19 protein-coding genes and 1 riboswitch are annotated in these 18,608 nt (G+C 64.3%); of the genes, 8 read left to right on the forward strand and 11 right to left on the reverse strand.

Features of this window, described 5'->3' with window-relative positions; translation table 11 throughout:
- Nucleotides 1-227 precede the first annotated feature (227 nt).
- A complete protein-coding gene (locus D3I60_RS03605; protein WP_262774783.1) occupies nucleotides 228-1,895 on the forward strand; it encodes an amino acid permease in 1,668 nt (555 codons plus the stop codon).
- Between the two features lie 115 nt (nucleotides 1,896-2,010).
- Here the strand turns inward: D3I60_RS03605 and D3I60_RS03610 are convergent, their stop codons facing one another.
- The 4 genes from D3I60_RS03610 to D3I60_RS03625 all read right to left on the reverse strand — a co-directional run bounded on the left by D3I60_RS03610 (nucleotide 2,011) and on the right by D3I60_RS03625 (nucleotide 6,249).
- Entirely contained in the window at nucleotides 2,011-3,489 is a 1,479-nt protein-coding gene (locus D3I60_RS03610; RefSeq protein ID WP_262774784.1) for a catalase, read from the reverse strand.
- 235 nt (nucleotides 3,490-3,724) lie between these two features.
- Nucleotides 3,725-5,080 carry a hypothetical protein gene (locus D3I60_RS03615; RefSeq protein WP_262774785.1) on the reverse strand — a complete coding sequence of 452 codons (1,356 nt, stop codon included), beginning with the start codon at nucleotides 5,078-5,080 and terminating at the stop codon, nucleotides 3,725-3,727.
- A 171-nt stretch (nucleotides 5,081-5,251) separates the two neighbouring features.
- Entirely contained in the window at nucleotides 5,252-5,839 is a 588-nt protein-coding gene (locus D3I60_RS03620) for a HutD family protein (RefSeq protein ID WP_262774786.1), read from the reverse strand.
- A 47-nt stretch (nucleotides 5,840-5,886) separates the two neighbouring features.
- The gene (locus tag D3I60_RS03625) at nucleotides 5,887-6,249 is read right to left on the reverse strand and encodes a VOC family protein (RefSeq protein WP_139907015.1); all 363 of its coding nucleotides are present in this window, start codon (nucleotides 6,247-6,249) and stop codon (nucleotides 5,887-5,889) included.
- A gap of 128 nt (nucleotides 6,250-6,377) precedes the next feature.
- Between D3I60_RS03625 and D3I60_RS03630 the strand changes: the two genes are divergently transcribed.
- The 4 genes from D3I60_RS03630 to D3I60_RS03645 all read left to right on the forward strand — a co-directional run bounded on the left by D3I60_RS03630 (nucleotide 6,378) and on the right by D3I60_RS03645 (nucleotide 10,442).
- Nucleotides 6,378-7,403 carry an ATP-grasp domain-containing protein gene (locus D3I60_RS03630; protein ID WP_262774787.1) on the forward strand — a complete coding sequence of 342 codons (1,026 nt, stop codon included), beginning with the start codon at nucleotides 6,378-6,380 and terminating at the stop codon, nucleotides 7,401-7,403.
- Complete coding sequence (locus tag D3I60_RS03635; protein ID WP_262774788.1) at nucleotides 7,397-8,077, forward strand: uridine kinase; 681 nt, start codon at nucleotides 7,397-7,399, stop codon at nucleotides 8,075-8,077. Before D3I60_RS03630 ends, D3I60_RS03635 begins: the two co-directional genes overlap by 7 nt.
- A gap of 28 nt (nucleotides 8,078-8,105) precedes the next feature.
- Nucleotides 8,106-8,212: riboswitch (TPP riboswitch) on the forward strand.
- On the forward strand, nucleotides 8,207-8,896 hold the full coding sequence (locus D3I60_RS03640) for a TenA family protein (RefSeq protein WP_262774789.1): 690 nt from the start codon (nucleotides 8,207-8,209) through the stop codon (nucleotides 8,894-8,896). It overlaps the preceding riboswitch by 6 nt.
- A gap of 64 nt (nucleotides 8,897-8,960) precedes the next feature.
- Nucleotides 8,961-10,442 carry a phytoene desaturase family protein gene (locus tag D3I60_RS03645; protein ID WP_262774790.1) on the forward strand — a complete coding sequence of 494 codons (1,482 nt, stop codon included), beginning with the start codon at nucleotides 8,961-8,963 and terminating at the stop codon, nucleotides 10,440-10,442.
- Nucleotide 10,443: 1 nt separating this feature from the next.
- Here the strand turns inward: D3I60_RS03645 and D3I60_RS03650 are convergent, their stop codons facing one another.
- Complete coding sequence (locus tag D3I60_RS03650) at nucleotides 10,444-11,379, reverse strand: DMT family transporter (protein WP_262774791.1); 936 nt, start codon at nucleotides 11,377-11,379, stop codon at nucleotides 10,444-10,446.
- A 93-nt stretch (nucleotides 11,380-11,472) separates the two neighbouring features.
- Between D3I60_RS03650 and D3I60_RS03655 the strand changes: the two genes are divergently transcribed.
- Nucleotides 11,473-12,354 carry a LysR family transcriptional regulator gene (locus D3I60_RS03655; protein ID WP_101596509.1) on the forward strand — a complete coding sequence of 294 codons (882 nt, stop codon included), beginning with the start codon at nucleotides 11,473-11,475 and terminating at the stop codon, nucleotides 12,352-12,354.
- 24 nt (nucleotides 12,355-12,378) lie between these two features.
- Here the strand turns inward: D3I60_RS03655 and D3I60_RS03660 are convergent, their stop codons facing one another.
- The 3 genes from D3I60_RS03660 to D3I60_RS03670 are packed head-to-tail and all read right to left on the reverse strand — an operon-like array spanning nucleotide 12,379 to nucleotide 14,679.
- Nucleotides 12,379-13,461 (reverse strand): hypothetical protein, encoded by a 1,083-nt coding sequence (locus D3I60_RS03660; RefSeq protein ID WP_262774792.1) that lies wholly within the window; start codon nucleotides 13,459-13,461, stop codon nucleotides 12,379-12,381.
- Nucleotides 13,462-13,470: 9 nt separating this feature from the next.
- Complete coding sequence (locus tag D3I60_RS03665) at nucleotides 13,471-13,692, reverse strand: hypothetical protein (protein ID WP_262774793.1); 222 nt, start codon at nucleotides 13,690-13,692, stop codon at nucleotides 13,471-13,473.
- A gap of 24 nt (nucleotides 13,693-13,716) precedes the next feature.
- On the reverse strand, nucleotides 13,717-14,679 hold the full coding sequence (locus tag D3I60_RS03670; RefSeq protein WP_262774794.1) for an EamA family transporter: 963 nt from the start codon (nucleotides 14,677-14,679) through the stop codon (nucleotides 13,717-13,719).
- A gap of 72 nt (nucleotides 14,680-14,751) precedes the next feature.
- On the opposite strand from D3I60_RS03670, the gene D3I60_RS03675 reads away from it, so the two are divergent.
- Nucleotides 14,752-15,657 (forward strand): LysR family transcriptional regulator, encoded by a 906-nt coding sequence (locus D3I60_RS03675; RefSeq protein WP_262774795.1) that lies wholly within the window; start codon nucleotides 14,752-14,754, stop codon nucleotides 15,655-15,657.
- Here the strand turns inward: D3I60_RS03675 and D3I60_RS03680 are convergent.
- The 3 genes from D3I60_RS03680 to D3I60_RS03690 all read right to left on the reverse strand — a co-directional run bounded on the left by D3I60_RS03680 (nucleotide 15,654) and on the right by D3I60_RS03690 (nucleotide 18,064).
- Complete coding sequence (locus D3I60_RS03680; protein ID WP_262774796.1) at nucleotides 15,654-16,538, reverse strand: hypothetical protein; 885 nt, start codon at nucleotides 16,536-16,538, stop codon at nucleotides 15,654-15,656. The two genes, D3I60_RS03675 and D3I60_RS03680, sit on opposite strands and share 4 nt — an antisense overlap.
- Nucleotides 16,535-17,119, reverse strand: coding sequence for a hypothetical protein (locus D3I60_RS03685; protein ID WP_262774797.1), 585 nt, complete (start codon nucleotides 17,117-17,119; stop codon nucleotides 16,535-16,537). The genes D3I60_RS03680 and D3I60_RS03685 overlap by 4 nt, the downstream gene beginning before the upstream one ends.
- Before the next feature lie 129 nt (nucleotides 17,120-17,248).
- Entirely contained in the window at nucleotides 17,249-18,064 is an 816-nt protein-coding gene (locus D3I60_RS03690; protein WP_262774798.1) for a hypothetical protein, read from the reverse strand.
- A 127-nt stretch (nucleotides 18,065-18,191) separates the two neighbouring features.
- Between D3I60_RS03690 and D3I60_RS03695 the strand changes: the two genes are divergently transcribed.
- Complete coding sequence (locus D3I60_RS03695) at nucleotides 18,192-18,401, forward strand: DUF3073 domain-containing protein (RefSeq protein ID WP_139470410.1); 210 nt, start codon at nucleotides 18,192-18,194, stop codon at nucleotides 18,399-18,401.
- Nucleotides 18,402-18,608 lie beyond the last annotated feature (207 nt).

The following is an 18,608-nucleotide window of genomic DNA, read 5'->3' on the forward strand; positions in this document are numbered from 1 at the left end:
CGAGAAGAAATCGGCAAGTATCGCCACAAAGCATGCTAAAACAACCATTGACAAACCATTAGCCGAGTGCCATGCTCAACGACAGAACTCAACTATGACTCCAGTCACGCGTTCGGATTTCAATCCAGACACGTAGCGTCCGCCTTCCGATCATCGTCGATCAGACCGAGCCGCATGGCGCCGGATGGCGCACAGATAGATTCGTTTCGAGCAGAACGGTGTTCTCCATGAGCAATGACGCCACACCTCCAGCAGAGCCGGAGAAGAAGTCGATACCCGAAACGGACTCGTCTCCGGCAATCGCGGACCTCAGCGAGGATGAGGCCGGACTGGCTGAGCTAGGCTACAAACAAGAGCTCAAACGCGGAATGTCGGGATTCGGCAACTTCGCGGTCTCCTTCTCAATCATCTCGATCCTCGCCGGCTGCATCACCTCCTACAGCATCGCCTTAGGCTCGGGCGGCCCGTCAGCAATCACTATCGGCTGGCCCCTGGTCGGCATCTTCGTCCTCTGCGTCGCTCTGGCCATGGCCGAGGTGTGTTCGAAGTACCCGACCGCGGGCGGCCTCTACTTCTGGGCGGGACGCCTGGCCAAACGCAACAAACGGCATTGGGCCTGGTACGTCGGGTGGTTCAACTTCCTCGGTGAGGTGGCGGTCACCGCGGCAATCGACTACGGCGCGGCGACGACGATGATGGCGTTTGCGGCGCTGACCTTCGGTGTCGCGCCCACTGCCCTCAACACGTTCGGGCTCTTCCTCGTTATCATCGTCATTCACGGCCTGCTCAACACCTTCGGCGTCAACCTCGTCAACCTGCTCTCGGGAGTCTCCGCCTGGTGGCACATCGTCGGGGTACTCATCATCGTCGGCGCCCTGTGGATCATGCCGACCAAACACCAGTCATTCAGCTGGACGATGACGGCTTGGCACAACGAAACCGGATTCACATTCATGCCATTCGTCTTCCTCATGGGTCTGCTCATGGCCCAGTACACTTACACCGGCTACGATGCATCGGCGCACGTAGCAGAGGAGACGAAGAATGCTTCGATCGCAGCCCCGAAGGGCATCGTGATGAGCGTGCTCATCTCGATCATCGGCGGGTGGATCCTGCTGTACTCGATCACCGCGTCCATTCAAGACGGTTCCGAAGCAGGTCTGACCGCGCTCAATGCCACCGAAACGGGGCTGCCGCCGGCTCAGGTGTTCCTTGATGCACTCAACAATCCGACAATGGCGAAGTTCTTGCTCTTCATCGTCTGCGGCGCCCAGTTCTTCTGCGGCATGGCCTCGGTGACTGCGAACTCGCGAATGAGCTATGCGTTCTCTCGCGATGATGCGATTCCGGGGTCGCGGTGGTGGAAGAAGGTAAACCCGCGCACCGGCACTCCGACGAACTCGATCTGGCTGTGCATCGCGCTCTCCACCGCACTCACACTGCCCGCGCTGTTCAATGAGACTGCGTACCTTGCAGTGACGAGTGTGGCGGTGATCGGACTCTATATCGCCTATGTCGCCCCGGTGCTGCTGCGCAGGCTCAAAGGCAAAGAATTCCAAGACGGCCCATGGAACCTCGGCAAGTGGAGCGGCGTCATCGGTTGGATCGCAGTCGTGTGGGTGATCTTCATCTGCATCCTCTTCGTCCTCCCGCCGAGCTTGCCGATCACCATCTCAACGTTCAATTATTCCCCGATTGCGGTGCTCGCAGTAGCTCTCATTGCTGTCGTCCTCTGGTACGCCCGCGGCAAGAAGCATTTTATGCAGCACCTCGACAAGGAACAGTTGGCCATCGACGAGAAGAAGCTGCTCGAGGAAATCGACGACTGGCCCTTAAGAACTACCCGACGGCGGCCCAGCAACCTCGCGCGAGGTTGCTGGGCCGCCGTCGGGTAGTAATTGGAAAAGAGAAAAAGAGAAGGCGGCCCGGACGCTCCCGCGGTGGGGAGGTTCCGGGCCGCCGTCTCGTGCCCGACTCCGAGCGGTCAGGCGCTCAAGATCTCAGGCTGCTTCACCCCTTGACCTTGGCCTCGATGGCTGCGCCGACCTCGGCGTCGATGTTCTTCCAGTACTGGATCGCGTTCGACAGCACCGGTTCCTCGACTCCGTCGGGGAGTGCGCCGACCACAGTCTCGATGAGACCCTGGCGCTCTTCCTCGGTGTAGACCTCGCGGACCAGGGTGTGTGCCTGGCCGAAGTCGTCGTCCTCGGCGTGCAGACTGTAGGCGCTGCGGACCAGCTCGCCATCGGCCTCCCAGCCGTTGTCGACCGTGCCCTGCTCGTCCTGGAAGGAACGTCCGTACGAGTTCGGGGCGTAGACCGGTGCATTACCCGAGTGGTGGTATTGCATCTGGCCTTCCTTGTCATACGAATTCGTCTTCTTGACAGGGGCGTTGACCGGCAGTTGGTTGAAGTTCGTGCCGATGCGGTTGCGCTGCGCATCCGGGTAGGAGAACACGCGGCCCAGCAGCATCTTGTCCGGCGAGAGCCCGGTTCCCGGCACGGTGTTCGAGGGGCTGAATGCAGCCTGCTCGATCTGTGCGAAGTGGTTCGAGGGGTTCTCGTTGAGGGTGAACTTGCCGACCTTGATGAGCGGGTAGTCCTTCTTCGACCAGGTCTTGGTCAGGTCGAAGGGGTTGAAGCGGTAGTCCTTGGCTTCTTCGTACGGCATGATCTGCACGCTGAAGGTCCAGGACGGATAGTCCCCGCGCTCGATGGCATCGAACAGGTCGCGGCGGTGCATGTCCGCGTCCTCGCCAGCCATCCGACCGGCCTCCTCGTTGCTCATGTTCTCCACGCCCTGGTCGGTGTGGAAGTGGTACTGGACCCAGAACTTCTCGCCCTCGGCGTTGACCCACATGTAGGTGTGCGAGGAGTAGCCGTTCATGTGGCGCCAGCTCTTGGGCAGGCCGCGGGGTCCCATGAGGTAGGAGACCTGGTGAGCCGACTCGGGCGAGAGCGACCAGAAGTCCCACTGCATGTTGTTGCTGCGCAGACCCGAATCGGGGGTGCGCTTCTGCGAGTGGATGAAGTCGGGGAACTTCATGGGATCGCGGACGAAGAACACGGGGGTGTTGTTGCCCACCATGTCGAAGTTGCCCTCTTCGGTGTAGAACTTCAGCGCGAATCCGCGCACGTCGCGCCAGGAGTCGGGCGAGCCGAGCTCGCCGGCGACGGTGGAGAAGCGGGCGAGCATCGGGGTCTTCTTGCCCGGCTGCAGGAAGTCGGCCTTCGTGTACTTGGAGACGTCTTCGGTGACTTCGAGCTCACCGAATGCGCCGGATCCCTTGGCGTGGGGACTGCGCTCGGGAACACGTTCACGGTCGAAGCGAGCAAGCTTCTCAACCAGAGCTACATCGTGGAGCATCAGCGGCCCGTTCGCGCCGACGCTCAGCGAGTGAGCATCGGATTCCCGCGGCGCACCGGACTCGGTCGTCGATGCCTTCGTACTGTCGTGACCGGCATATTCATGATCTGTATGTTGCGTCATAACATCTCCTTCAACCGTGTGATTTCAGGCGTCGTCGCTCAGCCCGCGATCACGGCCACCGGTGAGATGCGGTTCGCGCCGGTGCAGCTGATCGATCGGCTGAGCGCCGTTCGCCCAGTCTCGTTATCCCGACTTCGGCAGAACACTGTCGGAGTTGGTTTCAACCTAGCGATGTTCTCTGCTTCACACAACCAAGGGTGGGCTGTCTAAATTCCCGTCCTCGACGTTGTCCGGCTCAGCCCTCTGCCGAGGCCGCCGCTCCACCACCGGAACCGCCGGTCGAACCGCCGGTTCCGGATCCGCCCGAACCCGACGAGCCGCGGCCGGAACCGCTGCCCGAACCGTCCGAGCCGGATCCGGATCCTGTGCTGCTGTTTGTGCCGCCGCTGGTGTCCCCGGTGCTGCCGGTGCCATCGGTCGAGGTGGAACCGCTGCTCGTTTCGGTGCCGTCGGTGCTCGTCGAACCGCCGTTGGTATCGCTCGTGCCCGTCGTCGTGTCCGTACCCTGAGAGTCCTGGCCCTCGGCCGCACCTTCGGTGCCGGTCTCCCCCGCCGAGGCGGACTGACCGTTCTGCGTGTTCGATCCGCTGTTCGATGAGCTCTGACCGCCGTCGACACCCGACCCGGATCCGCTCGACGATTCGTCTCCGCTGGTTCCGGAGTCCGAGGTCCCGTCGTCGGTGACGGGTTCGTCGTTCGTTGACTGCCCGGTCACCGATCGTGAGATCTGCGAGGTGCCTGGTGAGATATCGGCTTCGGTGAAGTTCTCGGCCATGACGACCGCGCCGAGTCCGATTCCGAAGGCTGCGACGCCGATCGTCAACGGGTAGAGCACCCGTTTGCGACGCAGCTTCTGCCACCAGGAGCGGGGCTCGCTCTCGGTTTCACTGCCGTCGCCGTCCTCGGCTGTTCTGTCGTCCGACGCTGAGGCGGCTGCCGCGGTAGTACTAACGCCGGCGGGTTCCGGCGGAGCAAAGGCCGAATCCTCGGCGAGTGAGCGATCGACAGAGTCAGCCTTCCCGTTGGGTTGCTTCGCGATCTTCGCCTTGACTGCCGGAGCGAGTTTGGACCCGACTTCCTGGATCTTCTCCTTGCCTTTGTCGAGGCTGCGACCGTAGAGAGTGACGGCCAGGGCGGTGACGATGCTGGCGACTCCGGCACCGACGACCGTGCCCGCGACACCGAGCTGACCACCGATGACGGAGGAGGTCGCAGCGGCGCCGGCACCCGCCAGCAGCTGAGTAGCCGAGATCCGGCCCTCTGAGGATTTCTCCTCTTTCTTGTCCTCGACTGTCTCTGCCGCTTCGGCAACGGCGGCCGGGGAGGCAGCCGTGGCCGAGGCGGACGTCTGTGAGCCAGCGGGTGAGTCCGACAGAGTCTTCGTCTGCGGTTGTGTGGACTGGCTGTCGTGGCGGATTGGGTTGGGCGGCATCACCTTGGTGACGACGTGTTCGGTGGGTTCGGCTGCCGGGGCCGGGTGGGAGCTGACGATCTCTTCGGTGATCAGCGGCAGGGTCTGGGAATGCTCCGGCAGACGAGTTCCGTCGTTGTGCTGGTGCTGTCTGTTCTTACCGCTGTCGCCGACCGTCAAAATTCCTCCAAAATCCGGTGGAGAACCATTCTCGAACATGCACGTTCGGGCATCCTGACACTTCCCGTCCGAAGCTGAGAAAGGCCTGATGGAAATGCCCGGAAACGGCACTGTCACCTGGGACGATACGCAGGAATGTGACGCCCGGGACAGTCAGTTCTCACTGATTTCTCAGATGTGCGCGTCGGCACTTTCGGAGTGGAGATACGCCACCGAGACCTCCTCTGGAGCAACCTCACCCTGCTCGAGTTCGAGCAGCTGAAAACGCGGGAGATCCAACCCCGCTTCGAGAGTGAGCACAAACTCGAATCCGCTGGCCGGGAACTGCTCACCGATGCTCATCTGCAGCTCGCCGCAGGCACATTCGGTCGCGCCGCTCGCACACGTGCCGGTGTCGTGAGCGGAGTCGTCCATACCGTCGTCGGCGACCATGAGGTTGACGGCGAAACAGGGCGCTGCCAATTCGACGAGACTCACGTTCTGACTTCCGTGGAAATGTTCCGGGTGCAACGCCGGCACCGGGTGCACGATCCCGTCGATCTCCAGGGCCACCTCGGCAGTGGGGAGGAAGGTGCGCGCCATTCCGGACAGGGCTGAGAACGGGCCCACACGTTCGAGTCGAGCGATGCTCAACCGCCAAGGACGCAGCCCCGGGGTCAGCTGCGCGGAGTCAGCCAGGGAGACGAGCTCAGTGGTCTGACCGGCACCATTGGCCCACGGGACAGGATCACGGTCAGCAAACGAGGCGAGCGCGCGCATGACTCAGCACACCACGGACGGGTGGGGTCGCCTCGGTGGTGGTGTGGTCATCCCTTGCATAGGCAGAACGGGTGACCGGCCGGGTCGAGGAACACTCGGAACGTCTCTCCCGGCTGTTCGGGGGCTTTGCCTGCACCGATCTCGAGCACGGCCTTCTCTGCGACATCGAGGTCATCGACCATGACGTCGAGGTGCATCTGCTGCGGGTGGGCCTGACCGGGCCAACTGGGTGCATGGTAGTCCTCGACCTGCTGGATGCAGATCGGCGGCCAGGAGTTGGAGACGACTTCTGCCCAGGTGCCGTCTTCTTCGACGGTGACCGACCAGTCCAGGAGTTTGCCGTAGAACTCTGCGAGTTCACCGGCGTCAGGGGCGTCGAGCACGACAACGGGCTGCTTTGCGATAGCCATGCCCCGAGTCTACGCCGCCGCACTGACACAGCGAAGGCTTGGACACCAGGGCGTAGAATTGTTGAGCAGATCCGCTGATGCTTCCGCGTACTCTCGGCCGCATCGGCTCCACACAATGAAGGTTCGCGATGAGTTCTCATGCCCTGCCCGTCGGCGACGCTGCCGCGGTGCACATAATCCACGACAATCCGGAATGGATCGCCCCGTTCACGGAGGCGCTCGACCGCCTCGGCGTCGCCCATGTCGAATGGCTGCTGCCCGAGACCACGATCGATCTTGCCGCGGAACCTCCTGCCGGACTGTTCTGGTCGCGGCTGTCGGCGTCGGCGCACACCCGCACCGATCCGCATGTGAAGGAGTACGGGCGTGCGGTCCTCGACTGGCTCGCCGCCGCTGGCCGCCGAGTGATCAACGGTCGCGACGTCTACGAGCTCGAGGTGAGCAAGGTCCGTCAGCATCGCGAGCTGGCCGGCCGAGGCTTCGACGTTCCGCGCACCGCGGCCGCGTTCGGACCGCGGGCGCTCGTCAACGCCGCGACCGGCTTCACTCCCCCGTTCATCACGAAGCACAATCAGGGCGGTAAGGGCCTCGGTGTGCGTCGCTTCGATTCCCACGCCGAGCTCGAGGCGGTCGCCGATGAGTTCGCGCCCGGTGGCGCGAATGAGTCGATCGACGGCATCACTCTCATTCAGGAGTATGTGCAGCCTGCCCAGCCGTTCATCACCCGTGCCGAGTTCATCGGCGGACGTTTCCACTATGCGGTGCGCGTCGACGTCTCAGGTGGGTCGTTCGAGCTGTGCCCGGCCGATGCCTGCACGATTCCGGGTGCCGCGGCTGATCCCGACGTCGAGGCGGTCCCCCAGTTTGCCCGCCGTGAGGAGATCACGGCCGGAACACCGCTCATCGCTCGGCTCGAGACGCTGTTGGCCGACCTCGGCATCGAGATCGCCGGCGTCGAGTTCATCGAGACCGCCGACGGCTGTCAGGTCGTCTACGACATCAACACGAACACGAACTACAACCCGTCCGTCGAGTCCGCCGAACAGTCTGCAGGTCGTCAGCCTGCCGCGGACCGTATCGCCGATTTCATCGCCGACACCTTCGCCGAGGCAGCCCCGCAGTCCGTATCCCCCGCCGGATCGACAGCGTGGTGAAGTCCCGAGTCCGAGTTCTGATCGAACTGCTGGCAGAGCTGAGCACCGTCCGACCGGGAGGTCGTGCCTTGGTGGCGTTGGACGGAGTAGACGGAGCCGGGAAGACGACGATCGCCCGGGAACTCATCGACCTCGCCGAGGAGGACGCGGGGAATTCTGGTACGGCTCCTGCTCGTCCCGTCGCGTCGGTCGGCATCGACGGCTTCCATCATCCGCGGGCCGTTCGTCATGCCGACGGAACAGGGCCGGAGACGTTCTACCGGAACTCCTACGACTACAACTCATTCCTCGAGTCGGTCGTCGGTCCCTTCCGCCGAGGCGACTCGGTCGTTCCAGCCGCGTGGGACGTCGACGCGGATCGACCGATTGCGCCCGTGCCTCGGAGCCTGCCTAGTGACTGCGTCCTCCTCATCGACGGGATCTTCCTCCACCGTCCCGAGCTTGTGGATCTCTGGGATGCGAGCGTGTGGGTCGATGTGCCGTTCGAGATCTCGGTCCCACGAGGGAACGAGCGGTTTGCCGGAGCCTTCGATGCCGATCCCGAGGATGAGTCGAATCGCCGCTACGTCGGTGGTCAGCGCCTCTACTTCGCCGAGGCTGCCCCGTGGGAACACGCCACATGGGTGCTCGACAATCGCGAACTGGAACGGCCGACTCTGGTTCGGTCTTACTGACAGCTCTCCTTACCTAGGTGATAGTGTCGAAGCGCTACAGGGGAGCGCCGAAAGAGGCGGCGCTGAGAGTGCGTATGCAGACCCTTTGAACCTGATCCGGTGAGCACCGGCGGAGGGAGTGGAAGACACTTGAGCACCATCGACAATTCCTCGATCGTCTTTGACAGCGACGGAGCGGTGGCCGAACTGCTCCGTTCGACGGAGCGGCAATGGGTGAGGGCCGTCGATCACCGGTTCGTCCGAGAGCTTTTCGCCGGCACCGTCGATGACACGGTGATGCGCGACTATCTCATCCAGGACTATCAGTTCTTCGAGTCGTTCCTGTCCATGCTCGGAGCCTGCGTGGCCCATGCCGATGAGCTCGACCCAAAGCTGCGATTCGCCCGACAGCTGGGCATGCTCGTCGCCGACGAGGACACGTATTTCGTCGACTCTTTCGCCGAGCTGGGCGTCGATCCCGCCGATTACCTCCGACCTGAACTTGCAGCACCGACGGCGGGCTTCCGCGATCTCATGAACTCAACAGTCGACTCAGCATCGTACCCACAGCTGCTCGTCGTCCTCGTTGTGGCCGAATGGCTCTACCTCGATTGGGCCGAATCCCGCGAGGAAGCACCGGAGCGAGCGGTTCATCGAGGATGGATCGACCTCCACCGCGGAGAAGCCTTTCGCTGCTGGGTGCAGTTTCTCGTCGACGAGCTCGAGCGGGTGTTCCCAAGAGACAGCGATCAAGGCTCAGATGCCGAGGCTCTCGCCCGCATCTGGAAGCGTGCCGTCAATCTAGAATGCGCCTTCTTCGACGACGTGTACGACAACTGAGCCGCCCTCAGCCGCCCAGAGCCGCACTCCGCAGCCGCACAGCCCACTGACCTAGACTGGCCTCATGAGCACAGGTGTTGATGCAGTCGTCGTCGGATCCGGCCCGAACGGCATGGCCGCCGCCGTCACCATGGCCCGTGCCGGACTCTCTGTCGAAGTGTTCGAAGCTCAGCCGACGATCGGCGGCGGTGCCCGCACCCTCGACCTCGGTCTGGCGCCGGGCATCACCCACGACATCTGCTCGGCCGTGCACCCGTTGGCGATCGCCAGCCCATTCTTCGTCGACTTCGATCTGCGCGCCCGCGGCCTCGAGTTCACCACCCCCGAGATCTCCTACGCCCAGCCCCTCGACGGCAAGCCCGCCGCGCTGGCCTTCCATGATCTCGAGAAGACCGTCGACCACCTCGGCGCGGCCGGACCGGAATGGCGGCGATTCTTCGCCCCGCTCCTCGACCGGGTCGATGACGCGATCTGGCTCTCCCTCGGTGACAAACGCTCCGTTCCCGAGACCCTGCGCGATGTTCCCGGCATCGCGAACGTCGTGAAGTTCGGCCTGCGGCTCCTTTCCCAAGCCAGCTCTGCGTGGAACATTCCGCTCTCCCACGAATCCTCCCAGGCCCTGTTCACCGGTGTCGCAGCGCACGCGATCGGCGGGCTGCCGGCGATGGGCACCGCGGCCACTGCCACGATGCTCTCCACGGTCGCCCACGCCGGCGGGTGGCCCTCCCCGATCGGCGGGTCGCAGGCGATCATCGACCACCTCGTCGCCGATCTCGAAGCGCACAGCGGGAAGGTCACCACGAACGCCCGTGTCAACCATGTCTCGGATATGCCCAAGGCCCGCGCCTATCTGCTCGACACCTCGGCGCTGAATGCGGCGCAGATCTTCTCCGGCCTGCTGCCCGCGCACGTCGACAAGAGTCTGCGGAGGTTCAAGCACGGCAACGCCGCCGCCAAGGTCGACTTCGTCCTCGACGGCCCGGTGCCCTGGTCCGATCCCGCAGTCGGACGCGCCGGCACCATCCACATCGGCGGATCCCGGGCGCAGATGGCCGCCGCCGAGGCGCAGGTGATGAATGGGCGCATGCCCGCAGACCCCGTGTGCCTCGTTTCGGATCCGACCGTCTTCGATCCCACCCGAGAGGTGAACGGGCTGCGGCCGCTGTGGACGTATGCGCACGTGCCCTTCGACTGCCCGCTCGACCCGACCGAGTACATCGCCCGGCAGCTCGAACGCTTCGCTCCCGGCTTCCGCGACCACATCGTCGCCCACAATGCGATCCCCGCCTCCGAGATGGCCGGCCACAACCAGAACTACATCGGAGGGGACATCGCCACCGGCATCGTCACCTTCTACCGGATGATGGCCCGCCCGCGCACCAGCTGGGACAACTACAGCCTCGGCGTTCCCGGCGCGTTCCTATGTTCGGCAGCAACGCCACCGGCCCCGGGCGTGCACGGCATGAACGGCTGGTTCGCCGCCCGCCGGGCTCTCAAGACCCGCTTCGGCATCGACAAGGCACCCAGTCTGGCTCCGGGCGACTGACCTACGGCCTCTCCGGTCGAGCACCATGCCTGCGCACGAGCCCGCTCGAGACCGCGACCCCACCGACGACGGCGGCTGCTCCGAAGATCTGTCCGAAACCGAACCGTTCCCCGAGCACCACCGCCGAGAGAGCGAGCGCGAGCACCGGCTGGACAAGCAACAGGCTCGCCGTGACTTCGGCAGGCAGCCGACCGCTTCCGTGATGGATGAGCAGCCACGCCGCGACTTGTCCGACGAGCGCGAGCACGATAAGCAGAACCCACGAACGCCCGCCGATATCCGAGACCGAAAGTCCCTGTGAGAAGAGGGCGATGATCGTCGAGGTGGCCGCGGCCGCCGCCGTCGCCCACGTCAGCGGCTGGAACGCGAGATCCGACTGCGTCCGTGTGGCTTTGCGGCTGAGGAAGAGGTACGTTCCGTATCCGATTCCGGCGAGCAGCCCGAGAAGAACCCCGCCGAGGCGGCCCTGCCCTGCCGCCGATGTGCTCGGTCCGATTCCGATTTCGCTGAGGCGCACACCGCTGACGAGGATGATGCCGATGATCATGATCGGCAGTGCAATCAGAAATCTCCGCTCCATGCGCTCACGATCGATGATGAGAGCGAGCAGCGGCAGGACGATGACCTGGACGTTGATGAGCACCGTCGAGACTCCCGCTCCGGCGAGGTAGATCGATGCGGTCCACGCGCTGTAGTCGATGCCGAGCGCGATGCCCGCCGCAAGCGACCACAGCACACCACTCGTGCTCAGGCTCTCATGTCGCTGCCTTTCGGCGAGCGCAAGTGGAATGAGGGGCACAATGGCGATGGCGCAGCGAAGCACCGCAGTGGTCGCCGCGTCGACATCGGCAAGCTTGACGATGATCGCGGACGCAGACAGGCACAGCGCTCCGGCGAGCACCGAGGAGATGGCTGCGGGGGTTGGTGTCTGACTCATAGTTCGACGCTATGGCCACCTGACTATTCAGCACCAGTTCAGATTTCGATCTAGTATTGATAAGGACTGCTTACCGAAAGTAGGGGTGAGACGATGAGACTCGAATGGTCACGGCTGCGGATCCTCGACGCCGTGGCGAGAACCGGATCGGTCAATCAGGCTGCCGTACTGCTCCATCTCACTGGACCCGCCGTCTCCCAGCAGCTGCGCCGCATCGAACGGGAAGCCGGAACCCGCGTGGTCGTGGCCGATGGGCGCGGCCTTCGCCTCACCGATGCCGGCCGCACTCTTGCTGACTACGCCCGGCAGGTCACCGAGCTCATGCAGCGCGCCGAGAACGATCTCCAACACGACGAGGTCACGGGGACTGTCAAGATCGGTGCGATCGCCTCGAGCATCCGCGACCTGCTCACCCCTCGTCTCGGACAGTTGGGCAACGCTCATCCGGACATCGCCGTGTCGATCGAGGACGGCGAGACCGATGACCACCTGCAGCGCCTGGCCGACGGGCACCTCGACATCGTCATCGCCGAATCGTGGACGAACGCCCCGCTGACTCTGCCTGCAGGAGTGGTCTCGACCGAGCTGACAAGGCAGACCGCCTATGTGGCCGCGCCGAGCGATCACTGGGCCGTCTCGGTGACGGAGGTCCACATCGCGGATCTTGCTGCCGAAGTCTGGTCGACGTGCGCGCGCGATTCACGCGACCACGAGGCCCTCGTCCAGGCGGGGCGCACCCGCGGAATCGAACTCGAAGTCCGGCATTTCGTCGCCGATCCCCTCACTCAGCTCAGCCTCGTGGCCGGCGGCCTCGCTCTCGCGTGTCTGCCGTATTCGACTGCTCCGGCCGATACCGACGAGGTCGTCTTCCGCAGGCTCGCTCCGACAACCGAGCGCACTATTCTGCTGCTCACTGACGACCGCGTCCCGGCTCGTGCCGTCGAAACGGTCCGAGACGCGCTGCTCGCTGGCTGACCGAGCTCTCGGGTCGCGCAGAGGTCAGCCTCGCACCCACCGATCGACGTCGCTGTCGTAGTGCCATTCGGCCACCTCGTTGACGGCCTCGACGACGTCATTCAGCCAGAACGTCGTATCCGGGTGCCAACCCGCCATGACACTCGCCGTCCGATCATCCGTGTTCCCTGCCGTGGGGATGGTCTCCGATTCCTCGACGAGGCGGCCCTCCGTCACGTCGATGACCGCACCTGCCGTGCGCAGATAGCCCGCGAGACCGACATGGACACCGTCGAATTCCTCGGCAACCCGTGACCAGTCAGGAATGACCCACCGGCCCTTGCGTCCGGTGGTCTCGGACCAGACATAGCGGCGCTGGGCGGTGACGTCGAGCGAGTAGCGGCGGCACAGATCGGCCCAATCCTCAGGTGCGCGAATCTCGGCGATGCGAGCGTCCGGGCGCAGTCGCAGACGGCAGGCTCGGGCACGCTCGAGACCGAAATCGTCCTCGACGAGTTCGACTCCGATCGGGGTTCCGTTGGGCCATGCTCCCGTCGACGACCACAGACCGTCTGGCGGAGTCGACCACCATTCGCCGCTGAGCTCCATATACGGGTTCTTGGCGAAATCGTGACGGCAACGGGTTTCCGCGGTGAGGACATCTGCGAGCCACTCGTCCAATTCCCACGAGAGGCTCGCTCCGTCTCCCTCGAGAGGTGGATAGAGATCGGTCAGCGTGATCGCAGGCGCCGCTGTCGAATCAACTGGACCTAGAGGCCGGTCGAATACTGCGGGCAGCCCACTGCGATGATCTGCGTCATCCCAAGCCAGAGCCCATTGATTGCCCGGGTCCAGAGGCGCGGTCCAGCCATCGAGCGGGACAGTGGATATGACCATCTCCGCGAAGGGGCGCAGAGCTTCCCGCACCTCTGGGTCAGCAGCGATCTGATCGGCACCGTGAGGAGGCTGCCAGTACATGGCTCCGGAGATGACTTCGGCCAGCTCGTTCTCGAGGTCAATTTGAGTCGGCCTCACCGGTGTGACGCGTCGCAGGGTTGCCGCTACGTTCTGGGCAGTGATGTCTCCGGGTTGCGGTTCGGAGTCTCCCTCGCCGAGGTACATCGCCACCGCAGCGCCCTACTCCTTGTCGGCAAGGAAGCCGGCGATGAAGACATCGTGACGAGCCTCGGAAAGCGCGCGTGCCCGATCCGTGAGCGGTTCGCCCTCCTCGTCGAATTCGTCGTCGCGCCCATTCAGTGCGAGCCCGAACACGAGCGAGCGTCCTCGCGGGGACACGAGCAGATCCTCGGCGGACAGGCGGTCGTGATGAAGGGTCGGAGGCGCATCATCGGCGGTCATGACCTCAGGCTACGCGAACACCTGTCAACTGGCCCTGATGGAATCGCTGGCGTCGGAATCTTCCGTTTGCGCGCTCACGGGCACGACCGCCTCGGCAGCGGCGAGAATCCGCGCCCCTTTCGCGGCCTTCAGACCCGCGCCGAGGACCCCGATGATGACGAGGACGGCCCCGCACAGCTCGCCGACGGTGACCCGCTCGCCGAGGAAGACGAAAGCCGCGCTCATTCCGACGACGGGCACGAGCATCGAGAAGGGGGCGACGACTCCGGCGGGGTTGCGCGACATCAGCCACGACCAGATGCCAGAACCGAGGATCGTCGCGATGACCACGGTGTAGAGCAGTCCCGCGATCGCGAGCAGCCCTGTCGGTGTGGTCAGTCCCGAAAATGATGCGCCGATCCTCTCAGGTCCTTCGACGAGGAGGGAGAGGACGAGCATCGGCACGGGCGGGACAGCGGACATCCACATCGTCAGCTTGATCGGTTCGGTGGTGTGAGCCTGCCGGTTGCAGATGTTGCCGATCGCCCACCCGAAGGCGCCGGCGAGGGTGAGGAGGAAGGGCAGGAAGCTCGCGTGCGAGTCGAAGCGCTGCCAGCCGACGACCGCGAGGCCGGCCATCGCGATGAGGAGGAAGAGCATCTGCGAGCCGCGGACATTCTCGCGCAGAAATGTCATGCCCAACAGCACCGTGAAGGGGCCCGAAGCTTGGAGGACGAGGGACGCGAGTCCCGCGGGCATGCCGGCGGCCATCGCCCAATAGAGGAAGAGGAACTGCAGGAGTCCGAAGCCGAGTCCGTAGCCGATGATCCACCGCGCTTTGACGTCGGGCTTCGGGACGAAGAACAGCGCGGGGACCGCGAGCAGGGAGAAGCGCAGAGCGACGAGGAAGAAGGGCGGGAACTGCGCCAGGGAGAAATCGATGGCGAGGAAATTCAGTCCCCACATGACCGCAACCGAGGCGGCGAGCAGACAGTGCTTGAATGACATGGCCCCATTCTCAACTTCGTCAACAATGAAGCACAATCGCAGAGTACTTCATCAACTCTGTAGCATGGCTTCATGGTCATCGATCCGAAGCATCTTGAGCTGCTGCGCCTGTTCGACGAATACGGCAGCGTCACCGCCGTCGCCGATATCACCTATCGCTCCCCGTCGGCCGTCTCTCAGCAGCTGAGGCAGGCCGGGAGAGAGATCGGCCAAGCTCTGGTCGAACCCGCCGGTCGCGGACTCACGCTCACAGCCGCGGGACGACTGCTCGCCCACGGTGGTCGGGACGTGGCCCGCACGCTCGCCCGGGTGCAGGCCCAATGGGAGGGCCACCTCGGCGAAGCTGTCGGAGAGATCACGCTGGCCGGGCTGCCGAGCGCGCTCACCCACCTCCTCCCCGATGCGCTGGGCAGGCTGCGGGAGGACCACCCGCACATCGATCTGCGCATGGACGATGTCGACCTCGCCGAGCACGAATTCGCGGGACTGACCCGAGATGTCGATATCGTCGTCGCACACAGCCTCGTCGCCGAACGCCCCCTGGGCACCGACGGACTCACCGTCATCCCGCTCGCCCGCGAACCCATCGACGTGGCCCTCGCAATCGGCCATCGGCTTGCCGAACGCGCCGAGCTGTCCCCGAACGATGTCGTCGATTGTCGCTGGGTGGGAGTGCCCCGCGGATACCCGTTCGACACGATCCTCACCTCGATCGAGCATCTCACCGGTCGCGACCTCGACGTCGTCCAACGCATCCGGGACAACCGGCTCATCGAAGCGATCGTCGCCTCCTCGGACCAGGTCGCGCTCCTTCCCCGGTTCACGACGCCACGCGATGCGGGACTGTCACTGGTGCCGCTGACGGGGGTGACGACGACACGCTGGATCGTAGCGGTGATGCGTCCGGACACGGCCGAACGTGTCGCGGTACGTGCTGTGATCAGCGCGCTCAGCCGGGTCGACGACGCCGCGGATTAGGCGGTGCCCGTGCTGGTGAAGCGCTTGGGCACGAGCTTCTCCAGGGGCAGGAACGCCGCCCAGCAGATGACGGTCGGCAGGAAGTGGATGCCCAGCGCGAGATACGTCATGAGGTGGAAGAGGAAGAAGAAGGCCACGGCCCCGTACAGCCACTTGCCCTTGAGGAACAGGACGACGGGTGAGAGGAACTCGAAGACGAGTGTCGCCCATTGCGCGGCGATGAGGAGGCCGGGCATCTCGAGGAACGGCTTCGACCATTCGGCACCCCGGCGCATGAGCGCCCAGATGATGACCGCACCGTTCGCCCAGTGGGTGATATTGCCCGAGGCGATCCACTTCATCACCACCGAGTAGAAGTAGGTGAGGACGACGGAGATCTGCACCATCCGCAGCGCCCAGCCGGCCCGCGCCGAGGCGGTGCTGACGTCCCCGAAGCGCGCCGTTCCGATCGTCGGCAGGACGAAGGCGGCGATGACGAGCGCCATGTGATCATGGGCGACGTAGCCGTAGCCCTGCGTGTAGAACATCCACGCGCCGAAGCTGAGCGCCACGGCCCAGCCGCTGAGGCGCTGGAGGATTCCGGCGGCGGCGAGCAGAGAGAAGACGATGATGAGGGTGAGCAGGATCTGTGCGCCGAGGACGCTGACGGCCGGGATGTGGAGGAACCTCGCCAACCACAACGGCTGATAGAACTCGGGCGTCCAGCCGTGGGCGATGACGTCGCCGGAGATCGTGAGCACATCGATGATGATGAAGAGGTAGACGAACACGCGGAACACGGCCACCCGAGCTAAAGGGACCTCGGGCATGAACCAGCGGAGGAACGGATTCGTGGGGGCCGCCTCGGTGGGGGTGGACCTCAGGGTCGGGATGCTGCTCATCGGACCTCCCACGTCGCCAGCGTCGTCTGTTCGGATTCGCCGACGGCCAGGCCGTTCTTCAGCTGTGTGGTGGTGCGGCAGAGGATCATCGTTTCGGGCTTCGGCTCGTCCGGCTGCAGCCGGACGTACGAGTCGGCCATCGACTGCAGGAGTTCGGGGTGGGCGATGACTCGGTCGAGCTGGGATTCAACGTCACCGCGTTCGATGCCGACGGTCGCGGCGTTGAACCCGAGGCGGCGCGGTTCGTCCTCGCCGGGGAACTCGGCCTCGATGCACGTGGAGTTCACGGTTCCGTTGAGGTCTTTGGCGGTGGCGTACTGGGTGAGCGATCCGAGCGGGAAGAAGTCGTTCGTGTTGAGGAACTGTCCGCAGGTGAGGATGACGAAGGCGATGGCGGGAACGACGATGCGCCAGCCGATGGAGACTTTCGACAGCGGTTTCACCCGGGTCGCGGATTTCGACCGGGCGGACGGCCCGGTGCCGGGGCCATCGGACTTACCGGAAGCGGACGATGGGGCGGGATCAGGCCCCTGAGCAGCGGGGTCCTGACTCGTCAGGAGACGGCGCTTCTTCTCTTCCATACGCTTGCGGGACTCGTCCTCTCGGGTGCGGCTCGTTCGCAGACAATCCTATCCGCCCTTCTTACTACCTGACGGGGGCTGAGCAACCTGGCGCCAGGTTGCTCAGCCCCCGTCAGGTAGTAATTGGGGTCAGGAGCTGCGGGCGTAGAGGTTGAGCTGCTCCCAGCCGGCCGCATACTTCTGGAAGGCGGCGACCGCGGACTCGGAATCGTTGTTGCTCAGTGCCGTGACCCACGAGTCGACGAGTTCGGCGGCTTCGCTCGGCCACAGCACATCGGACATCCCGCCGAGGTCGAGTTCGAGGACCGAGTTCATATCGAAGGTGTCGATCCACTCGGCCAGAACCGAGGTCTGCTCGACCATATCGACGACCTTCGAGGTATCCGCGATCGTCTCCGAGGCCCATTCCATGCGCGCCGAGGCGGCCAGGATATCCGTACGGATGAGCACCCGGAGGCCCTCGCCGGTTTCCTCGGTGATGATCTGATCCTCGGTCAGGGAGAAGAAAAGCCACCACGACGGCGGCACGTCCCAGGCAGAGACACGGGTGAAGATCCGCGTGTCCTTGGCGTCCTGCAGCCACTCCGCACGACGGCTGGCGGCACGTCGGCGAGCGGACTTCGGAGCGACGATGTCCAAGGTCGCCTTCGAGGTGTGCTCGGCCAGCGAATCGAGCGCCTCCCATCCGCGAATATCCTCCTGAGCAGGACAGAAACGGTCCACCCCGTCCACGGTCTGAGACGCCGGAAGGTAGATCGGAGTGCGCCGGAAGGAATCAGCCACGGGCGAAGGCGGCAGGGAGATCAAGCGCTTGTCAGCGTCGTGGGAGATCTGCTCCTCGATGCGTGACCGGTTGTCCTCCACCTGCCTGTCTTGCAATTCGGAATGCACCACGAGGGGTTCGAAGATCCGCAGGGTGACGACATAATCGCGACGGTAGGCCATGGGTTCAGCCTATCCAAGGTCCACGCACAAAATGGAACTTCCCAGTATGAACAGGTAGGATTTAAGCGCATAGCAGAGATCTAGTCCGGGGCCATTCGCCCCATTGACGACGGAGGGGGTCACGCCAGTGGGTCGCGGCCGCGCAAAGGCAAAGCAGATCAAGGTAGCTCGGAAGCTGAAGTACTACAGCCCGGATACCGACCTTAATAGACTCCAGCAGGAGCTGGGCGCCGACGCGAGCAAGTCCGGTCCGTCCGATCCGTACGACGATGAACCCGACTACTCGGATTACGCCGACAAGTACAATGTCGACGATGACGACGAGTACGAGAACTGAGCTCGGATGAGTCCAGCCGCACACGGCTGATCTGACACGCACAGAGGGCGGGGACTTCGGTCCCCGCCCTCTGTCGTGCGCGCAGACGGTCGTGGGCCCGCCGGTCCCTCCGCTCGTAGGCATTCCCCCGCCGAGGCGGCGCTCGCCATGCGTCACCGCGCCGAATGACTGTGAACTCGAGTTCCATCTCCTCGCCGAGGCGGCTGT

The organism is Brevibacterium permense, assembly GCF_025506275.1.
Classification (GTDB): domain Bacteria; phylum Actinomycetota; class Actinomycetes; order Actinomycetales; family Brevibacteriaceae; genus Brevibacterium; species Brevibacterium permense_A.